This window comes from Bifidobacterium sp. W8103, from assembly GCF_016100775.1.
Taxonomy (GTDB): Bacteria; Actinomycetota; Actinomycetes; order Actinomycetales; family Bifidobacteriaceae; genus Bombiscardovia; species Bombiscardovia choladohabitans.
The window spans coordinates 1-21,434 of record NZ_JACFRV010000001.1; the positions used below are offsets into that span (position 1 = coordinate 1).

Genomic DNA, 21,434 nt, shown 5'->3' on the forward strand with positions numbered 1-21,434 from the left:
CCCGACCTATTAACAACCACCCAACACGCTTACAGCCACAAGGCCAAACCCCCAACATAAACAACGCGTTTAGTTCCTATAGCCCTATAATGGTGTAACGGTGGTGCTACTGTCACCGTTGATGTAATAACTCAAGAATGATAGTTAGGCCTATCTATCAGTGCAGTATTCCAGTTTTAGCTGGGTTGTCAGAGGTGCCATGGCTGACACCGCTGACTTCGTTATTGGTTATCAAGGATGAATTGACTCAACAAACGGAAAGGGGCTTATGATGAAAGCCCTGAACACTATCAAAAGTAGGTTGCTCGCCAGCGTTGCTGTTCCACTTGCGCTGTCTATGGGAGTCGCCATGGTTCCCAGTCAGGCGATGGCTGCAGAGCCTGTGGATACCGCTTCGACATCTATCGTGAGTCAAGTCACCGATTCGCTGACTCCGAGGGATGTGCTGGAGATAGCGGATACCGCATGGGAAAACGGTGATTATGAAGGTGCTGGCATCCTGACCGAGTATGCATTCTCGATGCATGATGGCACTGCCGGTAATGGCTTCCAATCGAGGAATTGGGCTACGACGATCGCCAAGAAAGCTGTCATTAAGCTTCTGCGCTGGGGAGGTTCCAAGCTTCCTGCCAAGATTGCTCCGTGGGCCGGTCGGATTGCAGACTTCCTGGAAGCCACCGGCGTCTGGACTCATGCCGCTATCGTCTCAGGTTTGATGCAGCTGGGCATCCCTTACGATATTGCTGAATACACGGCGACATGGGTTGATTTGTTCCTCTGATTCATGGAGAGAGGGGTGAGCGATGAGTGACCGTGGACGATCAGACCATGTAACGGTTTCGGATGCGATTACCGGTGTTGGTTTTTTCGGAACTGTGTTGTTGGGTTTTGTCTTTCCTTTTGCGGTCGGCATTGGTGTCACTTATCGCTTGCTCCCTTTCGGTGGCGTTCGTTCCTGGGTGCATGGGTGGCGTGGGGTTTTGGGTACCATCGTTATCTTTCTGTTGTGGTTCTTTGGTACCTACATAACTGATGCGTTGGTGGATGTGTTGTTTAGCATGAGCAGTCACAAGGTCTTGAAGAAGCTTGTTAGCGAAGTTGTGAGTTTTGTGTTTCTCATGGGGTTGATGGCCTTGGCCTTCAGCAGGTGGGAAGCCATGGCGCTCTCATCTTTGATAACTGAGGTTCTCACCATTCTCATCTCCCTACTCGTCATTCATGCCGTTGATGCTGCAGACAAGCATGATTAATCTAAACAACGATCATTCCTAGGGAATGAAGCGGATTCGAGTGCCCCTTTTATGGGGCGGGAGAAACGCATCGGACGCGGAGAGGTCTCCTCCTTGGTTTGGGAGGAGACCTCTTCGGTTTGGTTGTGTGTGGTGTTAGTCGTCGGTGGGGTTGATGTTCTTACTGAGGGCCAGGGCGATGAGCGCTGCGAGGTTGTTGGTTCGGTCGAGGGTGAGGGCTTGGACCATGTATGAGCTGGCTTGGTCGGGGTCGCGGGCGGCCCAGGCCAGGTAGGCTCTGGAGGCGCTGAGGTGTGGGGTGGGGCCGACGGCGGCGGTGAGCTGGTCGAAGAGGTTGTAGGCTCTGTCGGCGCGTTCCTGGTTGACGGGGGTCCGGCCTTCGAAGCAGGTGGTGAGGCTGGTGAAGATGAGTTTGACGGCGGCGGGGTCGTGGGGTTGTTCGGTGATGGTGGTCAGGTCGTCTCGGGTGGTGTCGGGGTTGATGGCGGCGACCAGGAGCGCGTCGCGGTGCGGCAGTGAGGTTTCTATCAGCGCGGCCATGCGGGTGAGCCGGTCGTGTCCTATGGCTTCGGGCTGGTGGGTGCCGTCGAGTATGCGCATGATGCTGTCGAGGGCCTGTCGGCCTGCGGTGAGCATGAGTTGGGGGTCCTGGCTCAGTTGCTTGACGTCGTCCTGGAGGCTGGTTGTGGTGTTCATGGGTGTTCCTTTCCTTGGTGCCGGGACTGTTTGTGCCGACGCCTGGAATGGCGGCCCGGGTATAGCGGAGAGTCAAGCCCCCGCGTGGATCCGAACACTCCCCCGGAGGCCGAGGGGGCATGCTGTTCGGCCCCCTCGGCCGGAGCGGGGTGTGGGCGGAGACGCTCGGGGCTTGAGTCGCAGCGGCCCGGGCCAGAATGGAAGGGGGCGGCACAAACACCACATTCCCAACCCCTTCAGCAGCACGCCGCAGGCGTGCGACAGCGGCGGCCAGACATCAAGGCGCAGCCGCCGATGACCACAACCCCGGCCGAGCCGACCAGTTTTATGTTTGCCGATTGAAGGGTGATCTGCAGTAGCTCATGATAGAAGAAAGACCATCCGATAAGAAATGTGTTTATATTGTGAAGCTTTATCTTGATGAAGCTTTCTAACTGATATCCCGAGTATATTAAAGCTTGTTAGAAGCCGCCACTGCCTCTATCATATTTATATGATATGCACACTAGGGCGGCACTTTTTTATCTAAAGGGGTGTAACTGAGATGGACACCGCTCGTATTCCTTACCCTTCGCATCCTTATCAGAGCTCAGCCAATCTAGCCTCTATGCTGATACAGAACGGTCTCTCCGGCATCAGGGGCTATAGGAACTAAACGCGTTGTTTTAGGTTCTGTGTGTGGGTTTGGTTGTGTGTTGGTCAGAGTGTGGTGTTGGGGTATCTGAATGGTGTGTGGAACTCGTTCCAGTTGATGGCGGTGCCGTAGTGTTCGGGCTCGTCCTGTTCCTGTCTGGTTTCCCGTTTGGGTGCTGGTTGTGGCTGGTGGTGTTCGTCCCTGATCAGGCTGGCGGGGTCGGGGTTGTCGGTTTTCATGTAGCAGTGCCATTCGCAGGCGCGTCTCATGTGGCTCTCGGGTAGGCCGTGGTGTTGCAGGAGGGTGCGTTTGATGGGTGGGTTGACTCCTCCTTCCAGCCGTGGTGGTGCGTTCCACTGGCCCGCCGGCGGTGAGTTCGGGTTCCGGGAAGGCGAAGAGCTGCCTGTCTTGGAAGAGGTGTTCGAGCCTGCGGTAGCAGCGGCGGAGTTCCTGGTGGGTCCACCACCAGGATTGGTGGCTGGCTTTGGGGTTGGCTGGGTCGTCCTTGGCCATGGTGCGTTCGTCGATGAGGGTTTTCCATCTTTCGTGCCAGGCGTTCAAGGCCTCACCCCAACGCACCGCTTCCTCGATGGTATGGACCCGGGTGAGCTGGTCGGAGAGTCGCTTGGGTTCCTTGCCGGCCTGAAGTCGTGGTTTGAGTGTCGGGTCGGTTTTGGTGTTGCGTTGCACGTGCACCAGGCAGCGTTGGATGCGCGTGCCCGGCCAGCAGGCATGGCAGGCTTTCTGCACGCCGCGAAGGCCGTCGGTGATGAGCACGTCGGGCCCGGGGATGCGGGAGGACAGGGCCGTGCAGGCCGCCGTGTTCTCCTGATGGCACCACTGCCGGTCGATGACCTGGCCCGTCTGCCCGTCGATCGCTATCAGGAGGCACCAGCCGTGTGCCATATACGTGCCGTCGGCCATGAGCGTGTGATGGACCACCCCGTCCGGTGTGATTGCCGGCTTGATGTTCCAGCACCAGCCGACCCGTTTACGCCAGGCCCTGGCGCCCATGGCCCCCATCTGTTCCCGGGTCCTGCCCGTCAGCAGCCAGTCCGGGAACTCCCTCAACTGCGCGGCGCGGGCCCGGTCCTGCCTGCGCGCGGTGGACGTGATCGAGCAGGACGGACACATCCAGCGCTGCGTGCCTGATCTGTTGCGCCCATGCTTGCGCATCCGCCCATGGCATATGGGGCAATGCCTGGCCCTCTTCGATCTGGTTCTCATTCCCCGATCGAACAGGAACGGGCACCCCTGCAAGACCCCTATTAACAACCCGACCTATTAACAACCACCCAACACGCTTACAGCCACAAGGCCAAACCCCCAACATAAACAACGCGTTTAGTTCCTATAGCCCTATAATGGTGTAACGGTGGTGCTACTGTCACCGTTGATGTAATAACTCAAGAATGATAGTTAGGCCTATCTATCAGTGCAGTATTCCAGTTTTAGCTGGGTTGTCAGAGGTGCCATGGCTGACACCGCTGACTTCGTTATTGGTTATCAAGGATGAATTGACTCAACAAACGGAAAGGGGCTTATGATGAAAGCCCTGAACACTATCAAAAGTAGGTTGCTCGCCAGCGTTGCTGTTCCACTTGCGCTGTCTATGGGAGTCGCCATGGTTCCCAGTCAGGCGATGGCTGCAGAGCCTGTGGATACCGCTTCGACATCTATCGTGAGTCAAGTCACCGATTCGCTGACTCCGAGGGATGTGCTGGAGATAGCGGATACCGCATGGGAAAACGGTGATTATGAAGGTGCTGGCATCCTGACCGAGTATGCATTCTCGATGCATGATGGCACTGCCGGTAATGGCTTCCAATCGAGGAATTGGGCTACGACGATCGCCAAGAAAGCTGTCATTAAGCTTCTGCGCTGGGGAGGTTCCAAGCTTCCTGCCAAGATTGCTCCGTGGGCCGGTCGGATTGCAGACTTCCTGGAAGCCACCGGCGTCTGGACTCATGCCGCTATCGTCTCAGGTTTGATGCAGCTGGGCATCCCTTACGATATTGCTGAATACACGGCGACATGGGTTGATTTGTTCCTCTGATTCATGGAGAGAGGGGTGAGCGATGAGTGACCGTGGACGATCAGACCATGTAACGGTTTCGGATGCGATTACCGGTGTTGGTTTTTTCGGAACTGTGTTGTTGGGTTTTGTCTTTCCTTTTGCGGTCGGCATTGGTGTCACTTATCGCTTGCTCCCTTTCGGTGGCGTTCGTTCCTGGGTGCATGGGTGGCGTGGGGTTTTGGGTACCATCGTTATCTTTCTGTTGTGGTTCTTTGGTACCTACATAACTGATGCGTTGGTGGATGTGTTGTTTAGCATGAGCAGTCACAAGGTCTTGAAGAAGCTTGTTAGCGAAGTTGTGAGTTTTGTGTTTCTCATGGGGTTGATGGCCTTGGCCTTCAGCAGGTGGGAAGCCATGGCGCTCTCATCTTTGATAACTGAGGTTCTCACCATTCTCATCTCCCTACTCGTCATTCATGCCGTTGATGCTGCAGACAAGCATGATTAATCTAAACAACGATCATTCCTAGGGAATGAAGCGGATTCGAGTGCCCCTTTTATGGGGCGGGAGAAACGCATCGGACGCGGAGAGGTCTCCTCCTTGGTTTGGGAGGAGACCTCTTCGGTTTGGTTGTGTGTGGTGTTAGTCGTCGGTGGGGTTGATGTTCTTACTGAGGGCCAGGGCGATGAGCGCTGCGAGGTTGTTGGTTCGGTCGAGGGTGAGGGCTTGGACCATGTATGAGCTGGCTTGGTCGGGGTCGCGGGCGGCCCAGGCCAGGTAGGCTCTGGAGGCGCTGAGGTGTGGGGTGGGGCCGACGGCGGCGGTGAGCTGGTCGAAGAGGTTGTAGGCTCTGTCGGCGCGTTCCTGGTTGACGGGGGTCCGGCCTTCGAAGCAGGTGGTGAGGCTGGTGAAGATGAGTTTGACGGCGGCGGGGTCGTGGGGTTGTTCGGTGATGGTGGTCAGGTCGTCTCGGGTGGTGTCGGGGTTGATGGCGGCGACCAGGAGCGCGTCGCGGTGCGGCAGTGAGGTTTCTATCAGCGCGGCCATGCGGGTGAGCCGGTCGTGTCCTATGGCTTCGGGCTGGTGGGTGCCGTCGAGTATGCGCATGATGCTGTCGAGGGCCTGTCGGCCTGCGGTGAGCATGAGTTGGGGGTCCTGGCTCAGTTGCTTGACGTCGTCCTGGAGGCTGGTTGTGGTGTTCATGGGTGTTCCTTTCCTTGGTGCCGGGACTGTTTGTGCCGACGCCTGGAATGGCGGCCCGGGTATAGCGGAGAGTCAAGCCCCCGCGTGGATCCGAACACTCCCCCGGAGGCCGAGGGGGCATGCTGTTCGGCCCCCTCGGCCGGAGCGGGGTGTGGGCGGAGACGCTCGGGGCTTGAGTCGCAGCGGCCCGGGCCAGAATGGAAGGGGGCGGCACAAACACCACATTCCCAACCCCTTCAGCAGCACGCCGCAGGCGTGCGACAGCGGCGGCCAGACATCAAGGCGCAGCCGCCGATGACCACAACCCCGGCCGAGCCGACCAGTTTTATGTTTGCCGATTGAAGGGTGATCTGCAGTAGCTCATGATAGAAGAAAGACCATCCGATAAGAAATGTGTTTATATTGTGAAGCTTTATCTTGATGAAGCTTTCTAACTGATATCCCGAGTATATTAAAGCTTGTTAGAAGCCGCCACTGCCTCTATCATATTTATATGATATGCACACTAGGGCGGCACTTTTTTATCTAAAGGGGTGTAACTGAGATGGACACCGCTCGTATTCCTTACCCTTCGCATCCTTATCAGAGCTCAGCCAATCTAGCCTCTATGCTGATACAGAACGGTCTCTCCGGCATCAGGGGCTATAGGAACTAAACGCGTTGTTTTAGGTTCTGTGTGTGGGTTTGGTTGTGTGTTGGTCAGAGTGTGGTGTTGGGGTATCTGAATGGTGTGTGGAACTCGTTCCAGTTGATGGCGGTGCCGTAGTGTTCGGGCTCGTCCTGTTCCTGTCTGGTTTCCCGTTTGGGTGCTGGTTGTGGCTGGTGGTGTTCGTCCCTGATCAGGCTGGCGGGGTCGGGGTTGTCGGTTTTCATGTAGCAGTGCCATTCGCAGGCGCGTCTCATGTGGCTCTCGGGTAGGCCGTGGTGTTGCAGGAGGGTGCGTTTGATGGGTGAGTTGACTCCTCCTTCCAGCCGTGGTGGTGCGTTCCACTGGCCCGCCGGCGGTGAGTTCGGGTTCCAGGAAGGCGAAGAGCTGCCTGTCTTGGAAGAGGTGTTCGGGCCTGCGGTAGCAGCGGCGGAGTTCCTGGTGGGTCCACCACCAGGATTGGTGGCTGGCTTTGGGGTTGGCTGGGTCGTCCTTGGCCATGGTGCGTTCGTCGATGAGGGTTTTCCATCTTTCGTGCCAGGCGTTCAAGGCCTCACCCCAACGCACCGCTTCCTCGATGGTATGGACCCGGGTGAGCTGGTCGGAGAGTCGCTTGGGTTCCTTGCCGGCCTGAAGTCGTGGTTTGAGTGTCAGGTCGGTTTTGGTGTTGCGTTGCACGTGCACCAGGCAGCGTCGGATGCGCGTGCCCGGCCAGCAGGCATGGCAGGCTTTCTGCACGCCGCGAAGGCCGTCGGTGATGAGCACGTCGGGCCCGGGGATGCGGGAGGACAGGGCCGTGCAGGCCGCCGTGTTCTCCTGATGGCACCACTGCCGGTCGATGACCTGGCCCGTCTGCCCGTCGATCGCTATCAGGAGGCACCAGCCGTGTGCCATATACGTGCCGTCGGCCATGAGCGTGTGATGGACCACCCCGTCCGGTGTGATTGCCGGCTTGATGTTCCAGCACCAGCCGACCCGTTTACGCCAGGCCCTGGCGCCCATGGCCCCCATCTGTTCCCGGGTCCTGCCCGTCGCAGCCAGTCCAGGAACTCCCTCAACTGCGCGGCGCGGGCCCGGTCCTGCCTGCGCGCGGTGGACGCGATCGAGCAGGACGGACACATCCAGCGCTGCGTGCCTGATCTGTTGCGCCCATGCTTGCGCATCCGCCCATGGCATATGGGGCAATGCCTGGCCCTCTTCGATCTGGTTCTCATTCCCCAATCGAACAGGAACGGGCACCCCTGCAAGACCCCTATTAACAACCCGACCTATTAACAACCACCCAACACGCTTACAGCCACAAGGCCAAACCCCCAACATAAACAACGCGTTTAGTTCCTATAGCCCACCCATGCCGAAGCCAAGATTAGGACACCCCGACAAACTCCGTTACGGCATCAAGGGATAATCTTCGCCAATCACTGTCGGCAATCTATAGAACCCACACCTCGATCAAATCTTTAACCTCGACTAACCAGCATTGTTTTTATCTCCCACCTAACAGGATAGAGCTCGCTCAGACTCCCATTCTTCATTGTGAATCATGCCTGCCACAACCTTTGTGCCGACAAACCTCCAAGGGCCTTACAATTATTCTGATTAAAAATGTCGCAGTCTATCTGCAAACAGATTCATGGGCTCATCGCAACGACTCTGGAGGCTTGCACAACAATGACCAGAACTGAAAAGGGCGCACTGGGCGCACTTACTGGGCTGTCCTTGGGAGATGCGCTGGGCATGCCCACGCAGAGCATGAGTCCAGCAGCCATCCATGAGGCCTACGGCAGGGTTGACACCCTTCGTGATGCTATTGCGGATCAGCCGATCGCTCCAGGTATACCTGCGGGATCTGTGACCGATGACACCGAGCAGGCACTGATTGTCGCAGAGCTGATCATCGAGGGCAGAGGACACATCGATCCCAAAGAGTTCGCTAAGCGCCTTCTGGCCTGGGAGGACGGCATGAAGTCACGCGGATCACTCGACCTGCTCGGGCCATCCACCAAGCTGGCCCTGGAACAGGTTCGCCATGGCGCGGACATCATGACCACAGGAAGGACCGGCACCACCAATGGGGCGGCCATGCGAGTCGCCCCGGTAGGGATAGCCAACAGGCCCGAAGACACCAGACGGCTGGCCAATCGCATCTACGAGTCCTGCCAGGTCACCCACGACACGGTCACAGGCTTTCAAAGCGCAGCGCTGATCGCTACGACAGTCAGTCTGGGACTTGAGGGAATGACCGTTCGCCAGGCACTGAATGAGTCCTTGCGCCTGGTACCCGCCATGGAAACCGCCGGAGCCTGGACACCCAAGGCATCGGTTCCCGCTCGGGCCCGCCAGGCAATACAAGTGTCCGAAGAATTCAGCGATGAGGACGATTTCGAACGCCACCTCATCGAAGACTGCGGCACTTCGGTGGAGGCCAATGAGTCTGTGGCAGCCGCTTTTGCCCTGGCCTGGAGATTCGCCGACGATCCCCAATCGGCTCTATTCGTCGCAGTCAACCTGGGCGGCGATACGGACACCATCGCTGCCATGACCGGCGCAATGACCGGCGCATGCACCGGCCCCGAGGTGTTCGACCCTGCACTCTGCTCCCAGGTGGCTTCGGTATCTCACCTTGACCTGCAGAAAACTGCCCATGGCCTGATTACTTTAAGGTAAAGCGCAAAACGGATACGACAGAATCCTTCAGGAATACAAGAATGTAAAATCCAGTCAACCCCGAGATCATGGGGTCCACCCAGACCACACCACAGGCCTGACCAGACAATCCATCGCTGCATCCAGTACATCGTGAGTCAAAGGAGACAATCCATGTCAACTGCACCAAAAAAGGGCACCATCCTCTCCAGAGTTGAGCAAAGGGGCATCGAACCCGTACCCGAGGACCAGAGGAACGGGTCGCCCGGCCAGCTCTTCTGGGTCTGGTTCGCCGCCAACATCTCGATCCTGGGAATCCCTCTGGGAGCTACCCTGATTGCCCAGGGCCTCAACCTCTGGCAGGCCGTGCTCGCCACGACCATCGGAGCCTTCGGATCCTTCGCACTGGTCGGCATCATTTCCATAGCCGGCAAAAGAGGCGGCGCCCCCACGCTGACCCTGTCCCGAGCCATTTTCGGCGTCAGAGGCAATGCGGGCCCTACCCTAGTGGCCCTGCTATCCAGGCTGGGCTGGGAGACGGTGAACACGATGACCGGTGCCTTTGCTCTGCTCTCACTGATTGCCATCATCTTCGGCACCTCAGCCGATGCCAAGCGCGCCCCCTTCCTGACCTTTGTCTGCATTGCCGTCTTCGTGGCCTTGACTGTGGTGGTCTCTGCCGCCGGCCACGCTTTCATTCTCACTGTACAGAAATGGGCCACCTGGATATTCGGAGCCCTCACTCTACTGGTGGCCATCTATCTGACCACGACCGTCGACTGGTCCTCCTTCATTGGCAATGCCCCCGGATCAGCCAGCGCCTTCCTGATCGGCGTCGGCACCATAGCCGCGGGGACGGGCATCGGCTGGGTCAACTCCGGCGCAGACATGGCCCGCTACCAGAAGACCTCGGTGAAATCGGGCTCTCTGATCCTGACTGCAGCAGCCGGCGCCGGCATCCCCCTGGTCGTGGTTATCGGCCTGGGATCGGTCCTGACAGCAGGCAACTCCACCATTGCCTCCGCCGCTGATCCGGTCGCCGCGGTTCGAAGCGCCCTGCCCGCCTGGGTTTCGATTCCCTATCTGATTGCCGCCTTCGCTGGGTTGCTCATGTCAAACAACCTGTCCGTATATTCGGCCGGCCTGACCACCATCACCCTGGGCATCAGAATTCCCCGCGTCTATGCGGTCGTCGTCGATGTGGTGGTGACCACCTGCGGAGCCCTGTACTTCACGCTGGGCTCCGACGGATTCTACGGCCCCTTCGTCACCTTTATCTCCTTGCTGGCAGTGCCGCTGAGCACCTGGGCAGGCATCTTCCTGTCAGATATGATCTTCCGCAAGCGCTACGATTCGGACGGCCTTTTGAATCTTCAAGCCGATTCCCCATACTGGTACTGGCACGGCATCAACCTCCCGGCCATCGTCAGCTGGCTGGTGGGGATAGTCGTCGGCTTCCTGTTCGTGACGGCCCAGGTCTCCAAGAACGAGGTCTGGTTCTCAGGGCCGCTGGCCGGCAGCTTCCTGGGCAGGAACGGCCTGGCATGGCTGGTATCCCTCCTGCTGGGAGGAATCCTCTATGCCATTTTGCACCTCCTCTCCAAGGACTCCGTGGCTGTGAGGAGCAGCAGTAATGACTGAACCCAGCATCCTTCATCTCGGTCAGGTGGTGATTGACCTGAGCATGAACATCGACCACCTCCCGGAACGCGGAGGGGACATTTTCGCCAGGCGAACCGCCATAAAGGTCGGCGGCGGATACAACGTGATCCAGGCAGCCAGGCGGATGGGGGCACCCATAGCCTACATGGGGGCGATCGGCACAGGTCCGATGGCGGACATGGCCCGTGGAGCCCTTGCTGCCCTGCAGGTTCCCGCACAAGGGCCTGTGCTGGATAACTGTGATACCGGATACTCGGTAGCCATGATCGAACCCTCGGGTGAACGCACCTTTGTGTCGGCGCCGGGCGCAGAGACCCGGGTGCCGGAGGGCACCTACGAAAGCATGAATCTGGTTCCCGGTGATGTCATCTACCTGAGTGGGTATTCCTTCTGCCACAAGGACAACACCCGAAGCCTGCTCGGTTTTGCTGAGAAACACCAGGGCGAAGGATTTCCGGTGCTCTTCGACCTGGGACCCATGGTGGCAGATATTGCACCGGATGTTCTTGATGCGGTCAACGGTCTGCATCCTATCTGGTCCCTCAACGAACGCGAGGGACCAATCCTGGCGCAACGTCTGGGATGCCAACCCGAAACCGGCGACACAACCGGGCTGGAATCCATCTGCCGTTCACTTTCGCTGAGACTGGACAGTCCGGTGGTTCTCAGGGCCGGCGCCCGTGGTGCCTGGTACTGCCAGCCCAAGGATGCGAGCCAAATCAAGTATATTCCCACCCCACAGGTCCAGGCCATAGACACCAACGGTGCCGGCGATGCACACTCGGGCGTCCTCTGTGCGGGCATATTCCAGGGCCTGCCCATCGAAGAGGCGCTGACACTGGCCAACTGCGCAGGGGCCCTTTCCACTACGCAGCCAGGTCCAGCCACATGCCCAGATGAACAAGCCATACGAAAGGCTGCTGCCTCCCTGCAGGAGGGGCCAATGTAAACCAAGCTAAATACAGGCGACCGCCGACTGCATGCCGACGGTCGCCTGGCATCTCGAAGAGGGATCAGAGCAAGAGAATTCAGATCTGCTTGCCCAGCTGATCGGCTGCACGCAGCGCGTGAGCCACATCGGTAGGAGTCACCTCAAAGGGCATGTTGCCCATGGTCTCGTCAGAACCGCAGGCATGCTCGCCGACCTGGAGCAGATCCTCCTCGCTGGCCTGTCCGATGCCGATCTGCTCCAGGGAGGTGGGCAGACCCACGCTGCGGAAGAAGTCGTAGACCCTGCGGGTCTCCTCCAGGGGCCGATCCTCAAGGACCAGCTGGGCCAGGGTGCCGAAGGCCACCTTTTCGCCGTGCAGCATGGAGTGGGTGCCCTCCAGGGCGGTCATTCCGTCATGAATGGCGTGGGCTGCAGCCAGGCCGGAGCTCTCGAAGCCCAGACCGCTCAGCAGTGTGTTGGCCTCGATGATCTTCTCCAGGGCGGCTGTGCGCACACCGGCCTTGGCAGCGGCCACGGCCTTGACCCCATCCTCCAGCAGGGTGTCGCGGCAGAGACGGGCCAGGGCGAAAGCGGCCATGGTGGCGTGCCCCCCGGTCATGGTCACCGCGTTCGACTGGACGCAGGCGGCTGCCTCATAGTAGGTGGCGAAGGCATCGCCCAGCCCTGATACCAGGAAGCGCACCGGAGCCTTGGTGATCACGTCGGTATCCATAAGGACCACGTTGGGATTGGCGGGCAGGGGCAGGTAACGGTCGAAGACACCCTCAGGCGTGTAGAGTACGGACAGCCTTGAGCAAGGCGCATCCGAGGAGGCCGCCGTGGGCACAATCATGACCGGCAGGTGGGCGAAGTGGGCCACGGCCTTGGCGGTATCCAGGGTCTTGCCGCCGCCGATGCCGATAACCGCGTCACTGCCGCCCAAATGGTCACGATGACGGTCGATCTCCTCCATGGAGCACTCGCCGCCGAATTTCATCAGTTCGTAGGGGATCCCATCGTGCTCAAAGGAGGCGACGATGTCGTCGTGGTAGAGCCCGTCGATGACCGGATCGACGATCAGATGGGCGCCCTTGGTGCCCAGAGCCGCGTATTCTCCGGCCAGCTTTCCCATGGCGCCCTCCTGCTGAACATAGGAGCCTGGAGAGCACAGAACCTTACGCATATACACACCTTTCTCATCGCTGATCCCGCCTTCGGGACCAGATCCTTAGGGACGGGCCTCTTGGACCGCCCGAAAGTGACCCTAGTCACATTACATGGTGGGATGGGTGTGCCGCGCCGACTGACAGGTCAGTTACGAGGAGATGGACTGGTCGTGCTCGTCGGTGACGACTGTGGCGTAGGAGCCGTGCTTGAGGGACTTGGCGTGGAGCTGGTCGCGTCGGCAGACGGCGAAGGCGAGCTCGTGGGGTTCCCTCCCTGCGGTTGACTCTGCCCGGATCCCTGTTCGCTGCCTTGGTTCTGATTCGAGCCAGAGGGCTGGTTCTGAGGGGCACTCGGGGTCGTCTGATATTCAGGCTCCTCTGTGCGCCGCGCTGGCTTGGAGGGGGTCTCCTCCTCGCTGGGGGTTACCGTCTGGCTGGTCGGCGGGCTGACCACGTTGCGAACCACCTTGTCGGTGCCTTCGCCCTTGGTCAGGGCATTTATGGCCAGAGCGGAAAGCAGTACGGCCACCAGGGCGCTGACCACGGAGACAATGATGACATTGCGTCGGCGCTGATCCAGCTTCTTCCTGCTGGTTGCCGTCATGGAGGCCGCATGCGTCCGTGGACCATTGCTGGACGAAACGGTCCTGCCGGTCTTGGCTGCCGACTTTTCGTCATTGACAGGGGGCATGACCTGAGTGGACCCATCCACCGGGGCCATGACCTGGGTGGATCCGTCGGCAGCATCGCTGGATTTGTCCGAATGACCCTTACCCTGGGCAGGCAAGGTGGTGGTCTGCCCATCGGCGCCCGAATCGGCATCCGAGTCAGCCCTGGAGTCGTCATCGTCCTGGTCAGCACCGCCGACCACGGACTCCTGCAGCTTCTGGCCAGAGGCTTCCAGAACATTCTTGTAGATCTGCGAGGCCACGGCAGAGACGATGGAACCGATGGCCACGCCGATGATGGATCCCGCCACGCCGATCTTGGCGGCAAGCCAGAAGGAGGTCATGGCTGCAAGAGCGCCGGCGATGATCTGCGCCCAGGAAATGTCATGAAAGAACTGCTTCACTCCGACCCCTTTTGATCCAACGGCTGGTTGCTGCGCTCTTATGGTAGCTGGTGGTCATGGCGATACTGTGATGGTCGTCCGACCGCCCAAGGACCTCAGTCGGTCTGGACCACCCCCCGGGGATTGTCCCAGTCCCCCCGCATGGCGATGGCCGGACCGCGATTGTAATCAATCATGGACCAGCGCAGACCGCCGTCCGGCAGATCCCGTGGCATCAATCGCGCCCAGTGGGCGTTGCGCATGGTGACCAGGCCCAGATATTCAGGATATGCGTTGGCCATGCCCAGCAAGGCCTGGAGAGCCTCAGCAATGAAGGACCCATGGGTGAAGACCATGAGATCCGTGTCCGGGCCAGCACGGTGGATCCACCGGTTCAGGGCTTCCAGGCCTCGTTTGCCCACCTGGGCCTTGGTCTCGGCACCGTGGAGCAGCTCTCCCCCGGCGCCCCGGGACCAGGATTCGTAATCCTCAGGCCAACGTTGACGAACCTCCTCGGCGCTGGCTCCCTCCCACTCGCCGAAGCCGCGTTCACGCAGCCCGGGATCAAGATGGACCGTCTGGCCCAAGGGGTCGGCGAAGGCATGAGCGGTGGCTGCGGCCCGGCCCAGGTCGGAGGAGACCACCAGCAGGTGACGGTCTTGGGGTGCGCCGTCCACATACTCAGCGCGGAGCTCTTCGGCTGTCCTCTCCACCTGCCAGCGGCCAACGCTGTTCAGGGGGATGTCGATCTGACCCTGCATCCGGTGCCCTGCGTTGTATGAGGTCTGCCCATGGCGGACCACGGTCATGGAGCGCACATGCCGTCCATCCTGCACGGCTGTATCCGAGTCAGTCATGGTTTTCCTGTGGGTCAACGAAACGGCTGCGCAGATCATCCCCATTCAGATCGTCCGCCCTGGAGGCCAGCTGGCCGTCCGGGTCATCATCCTTAAGGGTGAAGGGGTGCTCCAGCTGCAGGTCGATCTGGGGGCAGTCCTTCCAAAGCCGTTCCAGGTCGTAGTAGGCCCGGGCCTGCTTGTGCATGATGTGGATGACGAAGTCACCGTAGTCCAGCAGAACCCACTGGGCCTCCTGGACGCCCTCCCGCGAGCGCGGATCCAGGTTTTTCTGCAGATGGAGCTGCTTCTCCACCTCCTCGGCTATGGCCAGGACCTGGCGTTCGTTGCTGCCCGTGGCCACCATGAAGATGTCGGTGATGGCAATGGGCTGGGAGACGTCGAAGGCCACTACGTCCATGGCCTTGACATCGTTGGCGGCCCGAGCGGCCACCCGGACCGCGTCGATGGATTCCTGCAATGCTGGCACTTGTCACGCCTTTCCTTGTTGTGAAGCAGATGCTGTCAAGGTTACCGCTCCCAGGCGGGCTTCCAGTCCGGAACCTCATGCTGGTCGTTGGTGGAATAGACCATGGCCCCGTCCTCGACCGGATGGCGGATGACCGATCCTGCTCCGGTCGTAACCCCGTCGCCCACCTGGACGGGTGCTACGAAGAGGTTCCCTGCGCCCACATGCACTTCCGAGCCGATCTCGGTGCGGTTCTTGTGCACGCCGTCATAGTTGGCCGTGATGGACCCGCCTCCCACGTTGCTGTCGTGGCCTATATGGGCATCCCCCACATAGGAAAGATGGGGCACCTTGGTCCCATGGTCGATGGTGGCCTTCTTCATCTCCACGAAGGCCCCGGCCTTGGTGTCCTCGGCAAGGATGTTGCCAGCCCTCAGGTAGGTCCAGGGACCGATGTTGGCCCTGGCTCCGATTCGGGTCTCCTGCACGCGGGAACGCTCCACCTTGGCCTGCGGCTCGACGATGGCGTCAATCAGGGTGGTATAGGGGCCGATGACCGCGTCCGAGGCGATCTCGGTATGACCCTGCAGGAAGCATCCGGGCAGAATGACGGCATCCTGCTGGATGACCACGTCGTCCTCGATCCAGGTGGTGGCCGGGTCCAGGATGGTCACGCCCTGGCGCATGAACTCCTGGCAGACCCTCAGGTTGTGGGCCTTGGCCAGATCAGCCAACTGAATCCTGTCGTTGACGCCTTCGACCTTGAGCGGATCAGGCGCGGCGAAGGCCCCCACCCTACCCAGACGGCGGGCCGTCTCCAGGGCATCGGTCAGATAGAACTCCCCCTGGGCGTTGCTGTCGTCCAGACCGCGGACCGCCTGTCGCAGCAGATCAGTCTCGAAGACGTAGACGGAGGTGTTGACCTCCTTGACGGCCAGCTCGGTACCGGTGGCGTCCCGCTGTTCGACGATGCGCAGTACCCGTCCATCCTGGTCACGGATGATGCGGCCATATCCGTTGGGGTCGTCCAGATTGACGGTCAGCACGGTGGCCCCGTCGCCGGAGCTGACATGGTAGTCGAGCAGACTGTGCAGTGTGTCCGCATCCAGCAGGGGCATGTCCGAGGCGACGATCAACACCTGACCGTCGTGCCGGAGCTCCCCGTCCAGCTGATCTACGGCGCACTGGACCGCACGCCCCGTTCCCGGTCGGCTGTCCTGACGCACGATGCGCACCTGGGGATCATAGGAGCGTGCAGCCTGCGCCACCAGATCGGCCTGATGATGAACCACCACGGCCGTCAGTTCGGGATTGAGGGCGGTCACCGAAGTCATGACCCTCTGCAGGAAGGTCTTGCCTGCCAGAGTGTGCAGAACCTTGGGATGGGCCGAGTGCATGCGGGTGCCCTCGCCTGCGGCCAGAATGATGCCAGCGGTCAGCGTCTGCCCGCCGCTCAAAACTCCACCACCCCGCTCTCGGCGATGCCGATCAGGTCCTGAATGGAGTCCACCACCTGGTCAGGACGGTAGGGGAAGGTCTCCACCTCGGGTCGTGTGGTGATGCCGGTCAGCACCAGGAAGGTGTTCAGACCGGCCTCGACTCCGGCCACCACGTCGGTGTCCATCCGATCGCCGATCATGGCCGTTGTCTCGGAGTGGCCGCCCACCCTGTTCAGGGCCGTGCGGAACATGATGGGATTGGGCTTGCCCACAAAGTAGGGCTCGCGGTTGGTGGCCTTGGTCACCAGGGCCGCCACCGCGCCGGCTGCCGGCAGGACGCCGTTCTCGCTGGGACCGGTGGCGTCAGGGTTGGTGCAGATGAAGCGGGCGCCACCCAGAATCAAGCGGATGGCTGTGGTGATGGACTCAAAGGAGTATGTCCGGGTCTCCCCCAGGATCACGTAGTCCGGTTTGATGTCGGAAAGAATGAAGCCGGCCTCGTGCAGGGCCGTGGTCAGTCCGGCCTCGCCGATCACATAGGCCGATCCCCGGGGCATGGTCCGGGATACGAAGTCGGCAGTGGCCAGCGCAGAGGTCCAGATCCGATCCTCGGGCACGTCGATGCCCGAACGGCCAAGGCGGGCCGAAAGGTCACGAGGAGTGTAGATGGGGTTGTTGGTCAGTACCAGATACTGGCGGTTGTTGCGCTTGAGGGTGTCGATGAATTCGGCAGCTCCGGGCAGGGCCGTGTTCTCGTGCACCAGCACGCCGTCCATGTCGGTGAGCCAGGTTTCGATCTTCTTGACTGCCAAGACAGTTCCTTTCGGTTGGTCACCGACCCCAAGGAGGCCGTCTCCGACCGGAATCGGCGAGCGTAAGCTCCCCCACCTGGATTCGAACCAAGACTAAGGGTTCCAAAGACCCGTGTGCTGCCTTTACACCATGGGGGAAAGGCGGAACCCTTCAGGCACCGCCAGGTTCATTATGCCACAGCCGGACGATTACGCCACGCCATGCCGCGCAGGCAGGGCGTCAAGCGAAGAGGAAGCCCTGGCCGTGATGGGCCGGATAGGTGTCGAAGAGCCGGGCCACCGAGCCGTCCTCGAAGACCGCCTTGATGGCCGAGGCCAGCAGGGGCGCGATGGACAGCACGGTCAGGCCATCCCAACGCTTCTCCTGGGGGATGGGGACCGTGTCGGTCAGGATGACCTCCTTGGCCTTGCAGGACTTGAGCCGTTCCACGGCAGGCCCGGACATGACGCCATGGGTGGCCACGATGGTGATGGAGTTGGCGCCGGCCTCATCCAGCACATTGCAGGCCTCGGCAATGGTGCCGCCGGTGTCGATCAGGTCGTCCACCAGCACGCAGTCCAGGCCGCGCACGTCGCCCACCACCCGGTGGGCCACAGCCTTGTTTGGCTGGGTGATGTCACGGGTCTTGTGGATGAAGGCCAGGGGCACGCCTCCCAGGCGCTGGGCCCACTGCTCGGCCACCCGGATGCGGCCGGCATCCGGCGAGACCACGGCCACCTTGGACAGATCCATCCGGTCGCGCACATAGTCCACCAGCACAGGCATGGCGATCAGATGGTCCACAGGCCCGTCGAAGAAGCCCTGGGACTGGGCGGCGTGCAGGTCAACCGACATGATCCGGTCCGCGCCAGCCGTCTTGAGCAGGTCGAACATGAGCCGGCAGGAGATGGGCTCGCGGCCCAGATGCTTCTTGTCCTGACGGGAGTAGCCCAGGAGCGGGCAGACCGCGGTGATGGATCGCGCCGAGGCCCTCTTGAGGGCATCGATCATGATCAGCTGTTCCATGATGGACTTGTTGACCGGGTCCGAGTGGGTCTGCAGGACAAAGACATCCGCACCGCGCACCGACTCCGTATAACGCACATACATCTCGCCGTTGGCAAAGTCGTATGCCGTCGTCTCCAGGACGTCGATACCGAGTTGATCGGCCACGTCCGCCGCGAGTCTGGGATGGGCCCGGCCTGTGACAAGTATGAGATTTTTTCCTGGTCTGCCTTTGAGTATCGCGCTCACCATATCTCCAAACGTTGTTTTCGCTGAAGCGGACAGCCTCCATAATAATGGCGCGCGCTGACACGGCCGGGCTGTCCGTGTTGGCGAGTCCGACAGTATGCGAAGCTCAGGAAGCCGAGCGGTAGAGCCCGTGCTTGTTGATGTACTGCACCACCCCGTCCGGAACCAGGTACCAGACCGGCATGCCCCTGGCCGAACGACGGCGCACATCTGTGGACGAGATGGACAGGGCCGGAATCTCCAGGGTATCCACCCGCTGAGCAGGCACCTGAAGGTCGTCCAGGCTGGAGGAGTAGCCGGGCCGGGAAACGGCCACGAACTTGGCCAGATCCCACATCCGGTTGGCATCCTTCCAGCGCATGATCTCGGCCACGGCGTCCGCCCCGGTGATGAAGAAGAGGTCGCTGTCGGGACGCATCCGCTTGATGTCACGCAGGGTGTCCACCGTGTAGGTGATGCCGGGACGCTCGATATCCACCCTGGAGACCGTGAACTTTGGGTTGGAGGCCGTGGCGATCACTGTCATCAGATAGCGGTCCTCGGCATTGGTCACCGTCTTGTTCAGTTTGAAGGCCGGGCGGCCGGTGGGCACAAAGATGACCTCATCCAGGTCGTAGACCCAGGCCACCTCAGAGGCAGCCACCAAGTGGCCATTGTGAATGGGGTCGAAGGTGCCGCCCATGATTCCCACCCGGGGTCGGCGGTTATGGTGGGCAGGCCCACAGGCCCCGTCAATATCTGATGGCTCCTGCCCGGTTTCTCCCTCCTTGGACAGCTCAGACATCATCCGGTTCACCCCTGCTCGCCCTCCCGTCTGGCTTCCGAGGCATTCTCCTCGTTCTCTGACTTGGCCTCCTGCCGCATCTGCTCGGCACTGGGGTTGACCCGGTCGGGATCTATTCGCTCCATGTCGGCATTCCATTCCTCCTGGACCACGCGGCGGATCTCGGAGTAGGTGGGCAGGGGGAAGCCCGGCTGGTAGGCCCGACGGACCTGGGCCACGCATCCGGTGATGGCTACCAATGAATCGGACAGGTCGGCGATGCGCCCCTCCTGCTCCTGTTTGCGGAAGACCGGCACCCGCTCCTCCATGACGGTGATGTCATGCCTGACCTGGTTGAGCTGGTCCTGGTCCAGGTCATACACATCATCGGCATGTTCGTCAGGCCATCCGATCAGGACCGCATCGGCATACTCCAGGCAGGAGCGCTGGTCGGCATCCGGAATGCCATCCTCTATTTGGACCAGAAAGACGTACCGCAGCAGGCTCAACCGCTCTGAAGCCACCCTCAGCCAGATACGCGGATTGTCGTGCTCGCGCTGGAAGAGCTCTTCGATCTTCTCGTTCACAGCCGCACCTGCCCCCTGCCGTAGCCGATCCATTTGGTGGTGGTCAGCTCCTGCAGACCCATGGGTCCTCGGGCGTGCAGTTTCTGGGTGGAGATGCCCAGCTCCGCGCCCATGCCGAACATGCCTCCATCGGTGAATCTGGTCGAGGCGTTGACCATGATCACGGCCGAATCCACCCGGCGGGAGAACTCTTCGACAGCCTCGTAGTCCCGGGCCAGGATGGCCTCGGTGTGGCCGGTGGAGTGACGATTGATGTGCTCGATGGCCTGATCCAGGGAGTCCACCACGCGCACCCCCATCTTCAGGTCCAGATACTCACGGTCCCAGTCATCCTCTTCTGCGCGGACCAGCAGTTCTTCAGGCAGACCATGCCCGGCAAGGATGTCCATGGACACCGCGTCCAGGTGCAGCTCTACCTGGGCCCGGGTCAGCGCTTGCGCCACACGGGGCAGGAATTCAGCGGCCACATCCCGGTGGACGATCAGTTTTTCGGCGGCGTTGCAGACGCCCACCCGCTGGGTCTTGGCGTTGACGATGATGGGGATGGCCTGATCCATGTCCACCGAACGGTCCACATAGATATGGACATTGCCAGCCCCGGTCTCGATGGTGGGCACGGTGGCCTGCTCGATTACGCTGCGGATCAGACCCCGTCCACCCCTGGGCACCAGCAGATCGATATGACCGCGTGCCTTCATCAGTGCCTGGGCCCCCTCGCGACCGTATCGGTCCACAGAAGCCACCAGAGCCGGATCCAGCCCATGCTCACGAAGCACCCCGCCTATCAGCCCCACCAGGGCGCGATTGGTGCGCTGGGCCGCGTGACCCCCTCGCAGGAGGGCCGCATTGCCGGACTTGAGGCAGAGGGCCACCACATCAATGGTGACATTGGGTCGGGCCTCGTAGATCATGGCCACCACGCCCAGGGGAACCCGCACCTGATTGAGCCGCATGCCGTTGGGCATGTCATGGCCGCGAACCACCTCGCCCAGGGGATCGGTCAGCCCAGCCACCATGCGCACGCCCCGGGCGGCGTCCGCAATACGAACCTTGTCCAGGCGCAGACGGTCGATCAGACCGGCGCTCATTCCTTCTTCAAAAGCCTGCGTGCAGTCCTGCTCATTGACTGCGGCAATCTGATCGGCCTGGTCGATCAGTGCATCGGCCAGGGCGAGCAAGAGATCATTCCTGGCCTGACCGGTCATGCCCGCCAGACCTGCCTGTGCAGCGGCCGCAGCATCGGCCATGGCGCAAACCCGATCGAACACATCCTGACGATCGGAGTTCTCGTTTTCACTCATGTTCGTCAGATCCTTTCGCCCTCGCGGGTCCGCCAGACCCATATTCTGTACCGATTGTAACCCTCAGCGAGGGCAATGATGACAGGAGGA

The 21,434-nt window shown here is 60.6% G+C and carries 19 protein-coding genes, 1 tRNA gene and 2 pseudogenes; 7 read left to right on the plus strand and 15 right to left on the minus strand.

What is annotated here, in order from left to right; genetic code table 11:
• Positions 1-268: 268 nt before the first annotated feature.
• Positions 269-781, plus strand: coding sequence for a hypothetical protein (locus H3U90_RS00005; protein WP_045925197.1), 513 nt, complete (start codon positions 269-271; stop codon positions 779-781).
• A gap of 22 nt (positions 782-803) precedes the next feature.
• On the plus strand, positions 804-1,250 hold the full coding sequence (locus tag H3U90_RS00010; RefSeq protein WP_015022033.1) for a hypothetical protein: 447 nt from the start codon (positions 804-806) through the stop codon (positions 1,248-1,250).
• 135 nt (positions 1,251-1,385) lie between these two features.
• Here H3U90_RS00010 and H3U90_RS00015 read toward each other — a convergent pair whose 3' ends face one another.
• Together H3U90_RS00015 and H3U90_RS00020 are read right to left on the minus strand one after the other, a co-directional pair.
• Positions 1,386-1,946: a hypothetical protein gene (locus tag H3U90_RS00015; RefSeq protein ID WP_015022034.1), complete on the minus strand. Its 561-nt coding sequence runs from the start codon at positions 1,944-1,946 to the stop codon at positions 1,386-1,388.
• A gap of 699 nt (positions 1,947-2,645) precedes the next feature.
• Positions 2,646-3,807, minus strand: a pseudogene (locus H3U90_RS00020) (IS1249 family transposase).
• A 316-nt stretch (positions 3,808-4,123) separates the two neighbouring features.
• Here H3U90_RS00020 and H3U90_RS00025 point away from each other — a divergent pair.
• Both H3U90_RS00025 and H3U90_RS00030 read left to right on the plus strand, forming a co-directional pair.
• The gene (locus H3U90_RS00025; protein ID WP_045925197.1) at positions 4,124-4,636 is read left to right on the plus strand and encodes a hypothetical protein; all 513 of its coding nucleotides are present in this window, start codon (positions 4,124-4,126) and stop codon (positions 4,634-4,636) included.
• 22 nt (positions 4,637-4,658) lie between these two features.
• On the plus strand, positions 4,659-5,105 hold the full coding sequence (locus H3U90_RS00030) for a hypothetical protein (RefSeq protein ID WP_015022033.1): 447 nt from the start codon (positions 4,659-4,661) through the stop codon (positions 5,103-5,105).
• 135 nt (positions 5,106-5,240) lie between these two features.
• On the opposite strand, the gene H3U90_RS00035 is transcribed toward H3U90_RS00030, so the two are convergent.
• Entirely contained in the window at positions 5,241-5,801 is a 561-nt protein-coding gene (locus H3U90_RS00035) for a hypothetical protein (protein ID WP_015022034.1), read from the minus strand.
• A 699-nt stretch (positions 5,802-6,500) separates the two neighbouring features.
• A pseudogene (locus H3U90_RS00040) lies at positions 6,501-7,661 on the minus strand (IS1249 family transposase).
• A 457-nt stretch (positions 7,662-8,118) separates the two neighbouring features.
• Between H3U90_RS00040 and H3U90_RS00045 the strand changes: the two are divergent.
• The 3 genes from H3U90_RS00045 to H3U90_RS00055 all read left to right on the plus strand — a co-directional run bounded on the left by H3U90_RS00045 (position 8,119) and on the right by H3U90_RS00055 (position 11,704).
• Entirely contained in the window at positions 8,119-9,114 is a 996-nt protein-coding gene (locus H3U90_RS00045) for an ADP-ribosylglycohydrolase family protein (RefSeq protein WP_198176534.1), read from the plus strand.
• 153 nt (positions 9,115-9,267) lie between these two features.
• The gene (locus tag H3U90_RS00050; protein WP_198176535.1) at positions 9,268-10,734 is read left to right on the plus strand and encodes a purine-cytosine permease family protein; all 1,467 of its coding nucleotides are present in this window, start codon (positions 9,268-9,270) and stop codon (positions 10,732-10,734) included.
• Positions 10,727-11,704, plus strand: a complete 978-nt coding sequence (locus tag H3U90_RS00055) for a PfkB family carbohydrate kinase (RefSeq protein ID WP_198176536.1) — start codon at positions 10,727-10,729, stop codon at positions 11,702-11,704. The genes H3U90_RS00050 and H3U90_RS00055 overlap by 8 nt, the downstream gene beginning before the upstream one ends.
• A gap of 79 nt (positions 11,705-11,783) precedes the next feature.
• Here the strand turns inward: H3U90_RS00055 and H3U90_RS00060 are convergent, their stop codons facing one another.
• From H3U90_RS00060 to H3U90_RS00110, 11 genes are all read right to left on the minus strand, one after another.
• Positions 11,784-12,869, minus strand: a complete 1,086-nt coding sequence (locus H3U90_RS00060; protein WP_198176537.1) for a glycerol dehydrogenase — start codon at positions 12,867-12,869, stop codon at positions 11,784-11,786.
• 128 nt (positions 12,870-12,997) lie between these two features.
• Entirely contained in the window at positions 12,998-13,924 is a 927-nt protein-coding gene (locus tag H3U90_RS00065) for a hypothetical protein (RefSeq protein ID WP_198176538.1), read from the minus strand.
• A gap of 95 nt (positions 13,925-14,019) precedes the next feature.
• Positions 14,020-14,760 (minus strand): histidine phosphatase family protein, encoded by a 741-nt coding sequence (locus H3U90_RS00070; RefSeq protein WP_198176539.1) that lies wholly within the window; start codon positions 14,758-14,760, stop codon positions 14,020-14,022.
• Positions 14,753-15,229, minus strand: a complete 477-nt coding sequence (rsfS, locus tag H3U90_RS00075) for a ribosome silencing factor (protein ID WP_198176540.1) — start codon at positions 15,227-15,229, stop codon at positions 14,753-14,755. Before rsfS ends, H3U90_RS00070 begins: the two co-directional genes overlap by 8 nt.
• A 41-nt stretch (positions 15,230-15,270) precedes the next feature.
• The gene (glmU, locus tag H3U90_RS00080; protein ID WP_269748694.1) at positions 15,271-16,647 is read right to left on the minus strand and encodes a bifunctional UDP-N-acetylglucosamine diphosphorylase/glucosamine-1-phosphate N-acetyltransferase GlmU; all 1,377 of its coding nucleotides are present in this window, start codon (positions 16,645-16,647) and stop codon (positions 15,271-15,273) included.
• 14 nt (positions 16,648-16,661) lie between these two features.
• Positions 16,662-17,459, minus strand: coding sequence for an HAD-IIA family hydrolase (locus tag H3U90_RS00085; RefSeq protein ID WP_101432244.1), 798 nt, complete (start codon positions 17,457-17,459; stop codon positions 16,662-16,664).
• 67 nt (positions 17,460-17,526) lie between these two features.
• Positions 17,527-17,597 (minus strand) — tRNA-Gln (locus H3U90_RS00090).
• A gap of 82 nt (positions 17,598-17,679) precedes the next feature.
• Positions 17,680-18,696, minus strand: coding sequence for a ribose-phosphate diphosphokinase (locus H3U90_RS00095; RefSeq protein ID WP_045935295.1), 1,017 nt, complete (start codon positions 18,694-18,696; stop codon positions 17,680-17,682).
• A 103-nt stretch (positions 18,697-18,799) separates the two neighbouring features.
• Complete coding sequence (gene nadD / locus H3U90_RS00100; protein ID WP_198176542.1) at positions 18,800-19,480, minus strand: nicotinate-nucleotide adenylyltransferase; 681 nt, start codon at positions 19,478-19,480, stop codon at positions 18,800-18,802.
• Between the two features lie 5 nt (positions 19,481-19,485).
• Positions 19,486-20,043 carry a phosphoribosylglycinamide synthetase gene (locus H3U90_RS00105; RefSeq protein WP_081709108.1) on the minus strand — a complete coding sequence of 186 codons (558 nt, stop codon included), beginning with the start codon at positions 20,041-20,043 and terminating at the stop codon, positions 19,486-19,488.
• The gene (locus H3U90_RS00110; RefSeq protein WP_198176543.1) at positions 20,040-21,344 is read right to left on the minus strand and encodes a glutamate-5-semialdehyde dehydrogenase; all 1,305 of its coding nucleotides are present in this window, start codon (positions 21,342-21,344) and stop codon (positions 20,040-20,042) included. The genes H3U90_RS00105 and H3U90_RS00110 overlap by 4 nt, the downstream gene beginning before the upstream one ends.
• Positions 21,345-21,434: the final 90 nt, after the last annotated feature.

Bases quoted from the DNA above. Each gene is read 5' to 3' on its own strand.
- H3U90_RS00005 (WP_045925197.1), top strand. From the start codon at position 269: ATGATGAAAGCCCTGAACACTATCAAAAGTAGGTTGCTCGCCAGCGTT.
- H3U90_RS00010 (WP_015022033.1), top strand. From the start codon at position 804: ATGAGTGACCGTGGACGATCAGACCATGTAACGGTTTCGGATGCGATT.
- H3U90_RS00015 (WP_015022034.1), bottom strand. From the start codon at position 1,946: ATGAACACCACAACCAGCCTCCAGGACGACGTCAAGCAACTGAGCCAG.
- H3U90_RS00025 (WP_045925197.1), top strand. From the start codon at position 4,124: ATGATGAAAGCCCTGAACACTATCAAAAGTAGGTTGCTCGCCAGCGTT.
- H3U90_RS00030 (WP_015022033.1), top strand. From the start codon at position 4,659: ATGAGTGACCGTGGACGATCAGACCATGTAACGGTTTCGGATGCGATT.
- H3U90_RS00035 (WP_015022034.1), bottom strand. From the start codon at position 5,801: ATGAACACCACAACCAGCCTCCAGGACGACGTCAAGCAACTGAGCCAG.
- H3U90_RS00045 (WP_198176534.1), top strand. From the start codon at position 8,119: ATGACCAGAACTGAAAAGGGCGCACTGGGCGCACTTACTGGGCTGTCC.
- H3U90_RS00050 (WP_198176535.1), top strand. From the start codon at position 9,268: ATGTCAACTGCACCAAAAAAGGGCACCATCCTCTCCAGAGTTGAGCAA.
- H3U90_RS00055 (WP_198176536.1), top strand. From the start codon at position 10,727: ATGACTGAACCCAGCATCCTTCATCTCGGTCAGGTGGTGATTGACCTG.
- H3U90_RS00060 (WP_198176537.1), bottom strand. From the start codon at position 12,869: ATGCGTAAGGTTCTGTGCTCTCCAGGCTCCTATGTTCAGCAGGAGGGC.
- H3U90_RS00070 (WP_198176539.1), bottom strand. From the start codon at position 14,760: ATGACTGACTCGGATACAGCCGTGCAGGATGGACGGCATGTGCGCTCC.
- H3U90_RS00095 (WP_045935295.1), bottom strand. From the start codon at position 18,696: ATGGTGAGCGCGATACTCAAAGGCAGACCAGGAAAAAATCTCATACTT.
- nadD (WP_198176542.1), bottom strand. From the start codon at position 19,480: ATGATGTCTGAGCTGTCCAAGGAGGGAGAAACCGGGCAGGAGCCATCA.
- H3U90_RS00110 (WP_198176543.1), bottom strand. From the start codon at position 21,344: ATGAGTGAAAACGAGAACTCCGATCGTCAGGATGTGTTCGATCGGGTT.